At 75.2% G+C, this 8,214-nt stretch carries 8 protein-coding genes and 1 riboswitch; of the genes, 2 read left to right on the forward strand and 6 right to left on the reverse strand.

What is annotated here, in order from left to right; all coding sequences use genetic code 11:
* The 4 genes from E1300_RS45110 to E1300_RS45125 all read right to left on the reverse strand — a co-directional run.
* On the reverse strand, positions 1-192 hold a 192-nt coding region (locus E1300_RS45110), incomplete at its 3' end, for a hypothetical protein (RefSeq protein WP_207400343.1).
* Between the two features lie 116 nt (positions 193-308).
* Complete coding sequence (locus E1300_RS45115; RefSeq protein WP_131763420.1) at positions 309-1,838, reverse strand: DUF4331 domain-containing protein; 1,530 nt, start codon at positions 1,836-1,838, stop codon at positions 309-311.
* Positions 1,839-2,013: 175 nt separating this feature from the next.
* A complete protein-coding gene (locus tag E1300_RS45120; RefSeq protein WP_165503285.1) occupies positions 2,014-3,051 on the reverse strand; it encodes a maleylpyruvate isomerase family mycothiol-dependent enzyme in 1,038 nt (345 codons plus the stop codon).
* Between the two features lie 127 nt (positions 3,052-3,178).
* The gene (locus tag E1300_RS45125; RefSeq protein ID WP_207400344.1) at positions 3,179-3,745 is read right to left on the reverse strand and encodes an RNA polymerase sigma factor; all 567 of its coding nucleotides are present in this window, start codon (positions 3,743-3,745) and stop codon (positions 3,179-3,181) included.
* Between the two features lie 224 nt (positions 3,746-3,969).
* Between E1300_RS45125 and E1300_RS45130 the strand changes: the two genes are divergently transcribed.
* Both E1300_RS45130 and E1300_RS45135 read left to right on the forward strand, forming a co-directional pair.
* Positions 3,970-4,809 (forward strand): metallophosphoesterase family protein, encoded by an 840-nt coding sequence (locus E1300_RS45130; RefSeq protein ID WP_131763422.1) that lies wholly within the window; start codon positions 3,970-3,972, stop codon positions 4,807-4,809.
* Positions 4,806-5,453 carry a 4'-phosphopantetheinyl transferase family protein gene (locus E1300_RS45135; RefSeq protein WP_131763423.1) on the forward strand — a complete coding sequence of 216 codons (648 nt, stop codon included), beginning with the start codon at positions 4,806-4,808 and terminating at the stop codon, positions 5,451-5,453. The genes E1300_RS45130 and E1300_RS45135 overlap by 4 nt, the downstream gene beginning before the upstream one ends.
* A gap of 11 nt (positions 5,454-5,464) precedes the next feature.
* Here E1300_RS45135 and E1300_RS45140 read toward each other — a convergent pair whose 3' ends face one another.
* Together E1300_RS45140 and thiC are read right to left on the reverse strand one after the other, a co-directional pair.
* Positions 5,465-6,055, reverse strand: coding sequence for a TetR/AcrR family transcriptional regulator (locus E1300_RS45140; RefSeq protein WP_207400345.1), 591 nt, complete (start codon positions 6,053-6,055; stop codon positions 5,465-5,467).
* Positions 6,056-6,262: 207 nt separating this feature from the next.
* Positions 6,263-7,996, reverse strand: a complete 1,734-nt coding sequence (gene thiC, locus E1300_RS45145; protein ID WP_131763424.1) for a phosphomethylpyrimidine synthase ThiC — start codon at positions 7,994-7,996, stop codon at positions 6,263-6,265.
* Positions 7,992-8,105: riboswitch (TPP riboswitch) on the reverse strand. (Overlaps the previous gene by 5 nt.)
* Positions 8,106-8,214 lie beyond the last annotated feature (109 nt).

Below are 8,214 nucleotides of genomic sequence, written 5' to 3' on the forward strand. Positions count from 1 at the left end.
TCGCCGTCGTCGAGCGAGGCGGGGCCGTCCGCCGCGAGGATCGCGTTCCACAGGCCCGCCTCGGCGCCCTCGGCGGCGTCGGCCGCCTCCGGCCCGCCGGTCGATCCGGACGGTCGCGGCGAGCGTCAGCCCGACGATCATCGCCGCGATCAGGCCCGCCGTGAGCAGGCGCCGTACGAGTGTCTGTGCCATGGGGATCTCCTCCGAGACGGGCCCGCCGGGGCGGGGGACGGCCCGGCCGCGCCACGGGGTGGTCGCGCGGCCGGGCCGGGACCGTGCCGGTACCGGCGCCGGTACCAGGTCCGGCGTCAGCCGATCGGCCCGCGCCGGCGCCGCCACCAGAGGGTGCCGCCGCCGGCCACGAAGGCCGCGCCGATGCCCAGGGCGAGGACCGGGACGACGGGGACGCCGTCGCCGCCGGTGGGCTCGCTGTTCGACGCGGGGGCGAGGTCGCCGAGCCGCGTGGCCTTCTTCCCGTCGGCCTCGCCGCGGGCCGAGCCCCGCACGCTGGACCCGGACGTCGGCAGCGCGACGTACGGGAACGCGTTCTCCAGCTTGACGTCGTTGGCGTCGACCTTGTCGCCGAGGTCGTTCTTGTTGTTGAGCAGCTCGCCCTCGGCGACCTGGAGGGAGATGTCGACGGTGTCGTCGGTCAGGCGCCGGCCGTTGGGGTAGCCGGCGTTGTCGCCGTCCAGGACGCCGAGCCGCTTGGGCTTCGCCGCCGGCGGGATCGACGTGTTGAGCCGCATCAGCTCGGCCGGGCGGACGTTCGGCGGCTGGTTCAGCCCCTTGACGCCCGTCAGGAACACCGACACGAGGTCGTTGCGCGGCGTCGCCGGCGCCGGGATCTTGTAGATGCCCTGGATGAGCTTCGGCAGCTCGGGGTTGGTGACGTACTGCGCGAACTGCGCGTCGTTCCACGGCACCGAGGCGTTGAACTTGTCCTTGTCCTTCACCGGGACGACGAGCTCGTTCACCAGCGGGTCGCCGAGACGCGACACCTGCACCCAGTCCCCGGCGGCGTTCTGCCGCTGCACGGCGGAGTAGACGCCGACGATCGGCTGCCCCGGCTTGGTGAGCGCCTTGGTCGGGATCTGGAGGGCCAGCGACTGGACGTTGTAGCCGCGCAGCGTGTCATTGCCGACCTCCTTGAAGTTCCCCCCGTACAGCAGGTCGAAGACGCGCAGGTCGAGGAAGAACGGGTCGTCGGCCTGCCCGGCGAACACCTGCGCGCCGCTCGGCAGCGTCTTGACGGCCTGGTTGCGCAGCGTCCGGTAGTCGGGCATCGACGCCTTGCCGACGTGGGACGGCGCGACGGGCACGCCGGACGCCAGCGTCCGCGACCCGACGACGGCGCCGTCCTTGCGCTGGATGAGCGTCAGGTCGTAGGTCTGCCGGAAGTTGAGGTTCGGGTCGGTGAGGCTGCGCACCGGACCGGTGTTGTAGAGGAACGTGTTCTGGTTCTGGTACGAGTCCTTGAAAGTGAACCGGTAGGTGAACTCGGGAAGCGAGTCGCCGTCGTTGTCGACGTTGATCTCGTACCGCGCGTCCTTGGCGAACTTGTAGAAGTTCGGCCCGCCCGCCGGCTCCTCGAACGGCAGGAAGTTCGCCACGAGGGTGGTGGTGTCCGGCTTGTCGGGGCTGACGAAGGCGTAGACGTCGGTGTTGTCGTACTGGGGCTGCCCCGAGACGAGGGGCGCCTCGCGGTGGCTGGACGCCGTGGCGGCGCCGGGCCCGAGGCCGGACACCCCGCCGGCGGCGAGCGCCGCGCCCACGGTGAGCAGCGCGGCGGCCCGGGTCCGGGCGGCCCGGGAACGGGCGGAGAGCGGTCGTGACATCGCTGGGTCCTTCTCGCGAGCCAGGCGGTGCGCTGGTCCGGCACCGCTGATATCTCGCTCTTCGGCGCCGTCCGTCCCGCGGATGGGAATGTGGCCGGATGGGGCCAGGGACCCGGCGGACCTCGGGTTTCGAGCGTCTCAGGCGCCGCGCGCGACTGACCCGCCGCCGGGCGGGTCAGTCGCAGCCGAGCGTCGCCGCCGCTCGCAGCAGGTCGTCCGCGAGGGCCCGGTCGCCTTCCGTGCGGTGCGGGAACCGGGCGGGGGCGATGCGGTCGGCGAGCAGCCGGCAGAAGTCCTCGGCCGACGCGATGACGGTGACGTCGGGGAGGCCGGGCCCCTCGCCGGGCGCGAGCGGGACGAGCCATTCGCCCGCCCCGGGGCCGGTGAGCAGCAGCCGCGCGGTCCGTCCCGGGTGGTGGCGGCCGAGCGCCCGCAGCGCCCGGGGCAGCAGGCCGGTGCCGAGCTCGACGACGAAGCGCAGGTGCTCGCCGGGCGGCGGCTCCGCGGGCCGGCCCAGCGCGGCGCGGATGTCGTCGGCGTGCGTCCAGGTCTCGAACGCCCGCTGGACGAGCGCGACGCGCCCGGACGCCGGGACGCGCTCGGCCCCGGCGAGCGAGGCGCGCCGGTCGAGGAGGCGGGCGTCCGCCGAGACCCCGCGCACGACGGCCCCCGCCTGGGCGTACCACGCCTCGCGCGCGCCCCCGGCCCGGCCGGCGGGGAGCCCGAGGTCGGCGGCGAACGCGGCGTCGTTCCCGGTGAGGTGGGCGACGAGGTCCAGGACGGAGGCGTAGCGCGGCACGGGCGTCCGCCAGTGCGCGGCCGTCAGCGTGCCGAGGAGCCGGTCCATGCCCGCGACCTGCTCGGCGTAGGCGCCGGCCAGGTCCTCCGCGGGCACCGCCCCGGCGACCGCCCCGGCGACCATTCCGGCGGTGGCCGTCGCGGCCGCTCCCGCGTCGAGGGCGCTTCCGGCGGACGTTCCGGGACGGCTGCGGCGCGCCGCCGCGAGGACGCTCTCGCGCAGCCGCGGCGGCGGGCGGACGGCGACGGCGGCGGCCAGCAGGCCCGCGGTGTCCCGCAGGCGGCCCGCCTCCCGGGAGCAAGGGCCGCAGGCCGACAGGTGCTCGCCGATCACCGTGGCCTCGTCGGACGGGCAGGCGTCGAGCGCCCACGCGGCGAGCGCCCCGCTCGCGGCGGGGTGCCGGTCCTCGCTCATCTCGGCCTCCACTCCGAAAGTACGCCAGGTGGCCCCTTTCCACCATGCACGTGGACGGAACGGCTCCCAGTTCACTCCGCCGCCCGATCCGCCGCCTGAACAGCCGTCCATGCGGGCCGGGGGAGCGTCATGGGAACAGCCCCTCGCTCTCCAGCCGGCGGCCCAGCTGCGCCAGGGCGCTGCGTATGCGCGACTTGGCCGTCCCCTCGGGGATGCCCAGCGCGACGGCGACCTCCCGGTAGGTCAGCCCGCGGTAGTAGGCCAGTTCGAGGGCGTCGCGCAACGGCGGGGACAGCGCGTTCAGCGACCGCTTCACGCCGCTCGCGAGCTCGCCCGCCAGCACCGCCTCGTCCGCGCCGCCGGGGCCGGTGCGGTCGGCGTCCTCGGGCGGCGGGCGGCGCCGCCGCGCCTCGCGGCGGACCCAGTCGACCGCCCGGCGGTGCGCCAGCGTGGCGAGCCATCCGCGCAGCGAGCCGCGCTCGGGGTCGAAGGCCAGCGGGCGTTCCCACAGCCCGACGAACACCTCCTGGGTGACGTCGCGGGCGGCCTCGGCGTCGCCGGTGACCCGGCGGGCGAGCCCGTGCACGAGCGGGGCGTACATGTCGTAGATCTCGCCCAGCGCGTCGTCGTCCCCCGCGGCGAGCCGCGCGCGGAGGTCCGCGTCGCGGGCGGGCGCCGCCTCAGACGCGTCCACCTCACCACCACCCGTCCTCGACCGGCCCAGCGGGAATTGTCTCACCCCCGCGCCGGGCCGTACATGATCTTCGTCCGGTCCGCGGGGAGGACGGCCGCGGCCGCGGACCCCGCGCAGGTCCCGCCGCCGGGTGGCCTGGTCCGGCCACGGCCGGGGCCCGGCGACCCGGGAAGCAGGGGTTCCGAGGGGGACGGTTCGATCATCAGACCGCTTACGATCTCTGGATGAGCGGTCTCTACGCCATCAGCGACCTGCACGTCGGCTTCCCCGACAACCGCGCGTTCGTCGAGGGCCTGCGCCCCGCGTCCGGAGACGACTGGCTGATCGTCGCCGGGGACGTCGCCGAGCGGTTCGCCGACGTCGAGTGGACGCTGCGCACGCTGGCCGGGCGCTTCTCCACCGTCGTCTGGGTGCCGGGCAACCACGAGCTGTGGACCACCAAGGACGACCCCGTGCAGGCGCGCGGAGAGAGCCGCTACCGGCGGCTCGTCGACATGTGCCGGGGCATCGGCGTCCTCACCCCGGAGGACCCGTACCCCGTCTGGGACGGCGAGGGCGGACCCGTGACGATCGCGCCGCTGTTCGTCCTGTACGACTACACGTTCCGGCCGGAGGGCGCCGCCACCAAGGAGGAGGCGCTGAAGCTGGCCCACGAGGCGGGCGTCGTCTGCACGGACGAGGTGTACCTGTACCCCGATCCCTACCCCACCAGGGACGCCTGGTGCGACGCGCGCATCGCCTACAGCGAGCGGCGCCTGAGCGAGCTGCCGCCCGGCACCAGGACCGTCCTCGTCAACCACTGGCCGCTGATCCGCGAACCCACGCGCGTCCTGTGGTACCCCGAGTTCGCGCAGTGGTGCGGGAGCGAGCGCACGGGCGACTGGCACGTCCGGTACGGCGCCGTCTCCGTCGTGTACGGGCACCTCCACATTCCCAGGACGATCTGGAGCGAGGGCGTCCCGCACGTGGAGGTGTCGGTCGGCTACCCGCGCGAGTGGCGCAAGCGCGAGTCGGGGCCGCTCGGGCCGCGCCGCGTCCTCCCCGCGCTGGAGCGGCAGCCGTGATCGAGCGGATCCTCCCGCCGGGGGTGGCGGTGGCGGCGGCCTACGACGACCCGGCCGAGGCCGTCCTCCACCCGGAGGAGCGGCCCGCCGTGGCGCGGGCGGTGGACAAGCGGCGGCGGGAGTTCACGACCGTCCGCTGGTGCGCCCGCAGGGCTCTCGCCGACCTCGGCCTGCCGCCCGCGCCGATCGTCCCCGGGGACAAGGGCGCGCCGCGCTGGCCCGGCGGCGTCGTCGGGAGCATGACGCACTGCGACGGCTACCGGGCGGCGGCGGTCGCCCGCGCCGGGGACGTGAAGGCGCTCGGCGTCGACGCCGAACCGCACGGGCCGCTCCCGGACGGCGTGCTCGACGCGATCGCCCGGGAGGAGGAGCTGCCCCGGCTGGACGGCCTGCGCCGCGCGTCCCCGGACGTCCACTGGGACCGGCTGCTGTTCTGCGCCAAGGAGGCCGTCTACAAGGCGTGGTTCCCGGTGGCGCGCCGCTGGCTCGGGTTCGAGGACGCCAGCCTCGTCCTGGACCCGGGCGGGACGTTCACGGCGGAACTGCTCATCACGGACGGCCCCTTCACGGGCTTCGAGGGGCGCTGGACGACCGGCCGCGGCATCATCGCCACCGCCATCGCCGTCCCCGCGGAACGGGCCTGACCGACGGCGGTTCAGGCGCTCCGGCGGCCGGGCAGCATCCCCGAGGCCGCGAGGGACAGGAGCCGCTCGCGGAGGGCCGGCTCCTGCTCGGTGGCCATCGCGATGGCGCCCGCGAGCCGCAGCACGTCGAGGAACCCGGCGTCCGCCGGGGCGTCCCCGGACTTCTGGGCCCGGGCGAACAGCGCCTCGCCCTCGGCGCGCATCGTCCGGCACGACGGGAGCGGCTCCGGGCCCTCCTCCCGGAGCGTGACCAGCACGGACGCGGCCATGCCGCGGAACGCGGTGACGTCGGCGACGAACGCCCGCAGCCACGCCAGCAGCGCCTCGCCCGGCTCGGCCGCGTCCGCGAGCTCGCGGGCCCGCGCGCCGAGGCCCTCGTACACGTCGGCGACGAGCGCCTCCAGCAGGGCCTGCCGGGTGGGGAAGTGCCGGTAGAGGGTCCCGATCCCGACGCCCGCCAGCCGCGCGACGCCCTCCAGCGAGGCGCCCGCGCCGTCCCGCAGGAACGTCTCGCGGGCGGCGGCGAGCAGCCGGGCGCGGTTGCGGCGCACGTCGGCGCGCTCGGGACGGGACGGGACCCGTGGCGTGTCGTCGCTGGTCACCAGATGCTCCGGTCCTTTCGTGGCACGGGAACGGCATCGCGGCAACCGGGGACCGCGAGATTGGAACGGTCCCTAGATACTAAGCTCGCCCGGCGGCGGCGCGAGCCGTTCCCCCGGGTCACGGGCCGGAGGGGCGCCCGGCCCGCCCGCCGGGGGAGGCCCGCCACCGGCCCATCGGGGCACCGGCGGCGGGCCGTGCGGCCGGGGTCAGGAGTCGGCGTCGGAGAGCGGCAGGTAGACGCGCCCGCCGCCGGCGCGGAACTGCTCGGCCTTGTCGCGCATCCCGGCGGCCAGGGCCTCGTCCTCGGCGAGGCCGTGCTCGCCGGCGTACCGCCGGACGTCCCGCGTGATCTTCATGGCGCAGAAGTGCGGGCCGCACATCGAGCAGAAGTGCGCGGTCTTGGCCGGGGCGGCGGGGAGTGTGGCGTCGTGGAAGGCGCGGGCGGTGTCGGGGTCGAGGGACAGGTTGAACTGGTCCTCCCAGCGGAAGTCGAACCGGGCGTCCGACAGCGCGTCGTCCCACGCCTGCGCGCCCGGATGGCCCTTGGCGAGGTCGGCGGCGTGCGCGGCGATCTTGTAGGCGATCACCCCGGCCTTGACGTCGTCGCGGTCGGGCAGGCCGAGGTGCTCCTTGGGCGTGACGTAGCAGAGCATCGCGGTGCCGTGCCAGCCGATCATCGCGGCGCCGATGGCCGAGGTGATGTGGTCGTGGCCCGGCGCGATGTCGGTGGTCAGCGGCCCGAGCGTGTAGAACGGCGCGCCGCCGCACCACTCCTGCTGCCGGTCGACGTTCTCCTTGATCTTGTGCATGGGGACGTGCCCCGGCCCCTCGTTCATGACCTGGTTGCCGTACTCGGCGGCGATCCGGGTCAGCTCGCCCTGGGTGCGCAGCTCGGCGAACTGCGCCTCGTCGTTGGCGTCGGCGATCGAGCCCGGGCGCAGCCCGTCCCCGAGCGACCAGGTGACGTCGTAGGCGGCGAAGATCTCGCACAGCTCCCGGAAGTGGGTGTAGAGGAAGTTCTCCTCGTGGTGCGCCAGGCACCACGCCGCCATGATCGAGCCGCCGCGCGAGACGATGCCGGTCCTGCGGCGCGCGGTCAGCGGCACGTACCGCAGCAGCACCCCGGCGTGGACGGTCATGTAGTCCACGCCCTGCTCGGCCTGCTCGACCACGGTGTCGCGGAAGACCTCCCAGGTCAGCTCCGCCGGGTCGCCACCGGCCTTCTCCACCGCCTGGTACAGCGGGACGGTCCCGACCGGGACCGGCGCGTTGCGCAGGATCCACTCGCGGGTGGTGTGGATGTCGCGGCCCGTCGACAGGTCCATGACCGTGTCGGCGCCCCACCGGGTCGCCCACGTCATCTTCTCGACCTCCTCCTCGATCGAGGAGGCCACCGCCGAGTTGCCGATGTTGGCGTTGACCTTGACCAGGAAGTTGCGGCCGATGACCATCGGCTCGCTCTCGGGGTGGTTGACGTTGGCGGGCAGCACCGCCCGGCCCGCCGCCAGCTCGTCCCGGACGAACTCCGGCGCCACGCCCTCGCGCAGCGCCGCGAACTCCATCTCGGGGGTGACCTCGCCGCGCAGGGCGTAGGCGCGCTGGGTCACCGCCGTCCCGGACGCCCGGCGCGGCCGCCGCGGCGCGAACGCCGCCGGCTCGCGCAGCGGGTCGCCCGAGCGGCGCCCGTCGTCCTCGGGCCGCACGGCCCGTCCCTGGTAGGGGACGGTGTCGCCGCGCTCGGCGATCCACGCCTCGCGCAGCGCCGGCAGCCCGCGCCGGACATCGGTCTCGTGCGCCGGATCGGTGTACGGCCCGGAGGTGTCGTACAGGACGACGGCGCCGCCGTCGGTCAGGGGCACCTCCCGCATCGGCACGCGCAGGTCGGGGCGCGAGCCCTGGAGGTAGGTCTTGCGGGCAGGTGAAACCACGGTTTCGGTCATGACGACTCGATCTCTCCCTACGCCGGCATTACCCGGTCAGGTTCCAGCGGTCAGCGGCCGTCCCAGCCGCTATCTCAGCCCGGTTCGCCGGGCCCCCGCGATCTGTCGCCACCGACGCTAACCCCGCGCCCCCCTGTTGCCGCAACCGGCCCCGGCGGGATACCCGCGCGGGCGCGCGCCGGGCGCGCCGCCGCGCGTGGGCGCGCGGGCATGCCGGG

Source organism: Actinomadura fibrosa, from assembly GCF_900659615.1.
Classification (GTDB): domain Bacteria; phylum Actinomycetota; class Actinomycetes; order Streptosporangiales; family Streptosporangiaceae; genus Spirillospora; species Spirillospora fibrosa.

Coding starts and splice junctions, on each gene's coding strand:
- E1300_RS45115 (WP_131763420.1), bottom strand. CDS start 1,838: ATGTCACGACCGCTCTCCGCCCGTTCCCGGGCCGCCCGGACCCGGGCC.
- E1300_RS45120 (WP_165503285.1), bottom strand. CDS start 3,051: ATGAGCGAGGACCGGCACCCCGCCGCGAGCGGGGCGCTCGCCGCGTGG.
- E1300_RS45130 (WP_131763422.1), top strand. CDS start 3,970: ATGAGCGGTCTCTACGCCATCAGCGACCTGCACGTCGGCTTCCCCGAC.
- thiC (WP_131763424.1), bottom strand. CDS start 7,996: ATGACCGAAACCGTGGTTTCACCTGCCCGCAAGACCTACCTCCAGGGC.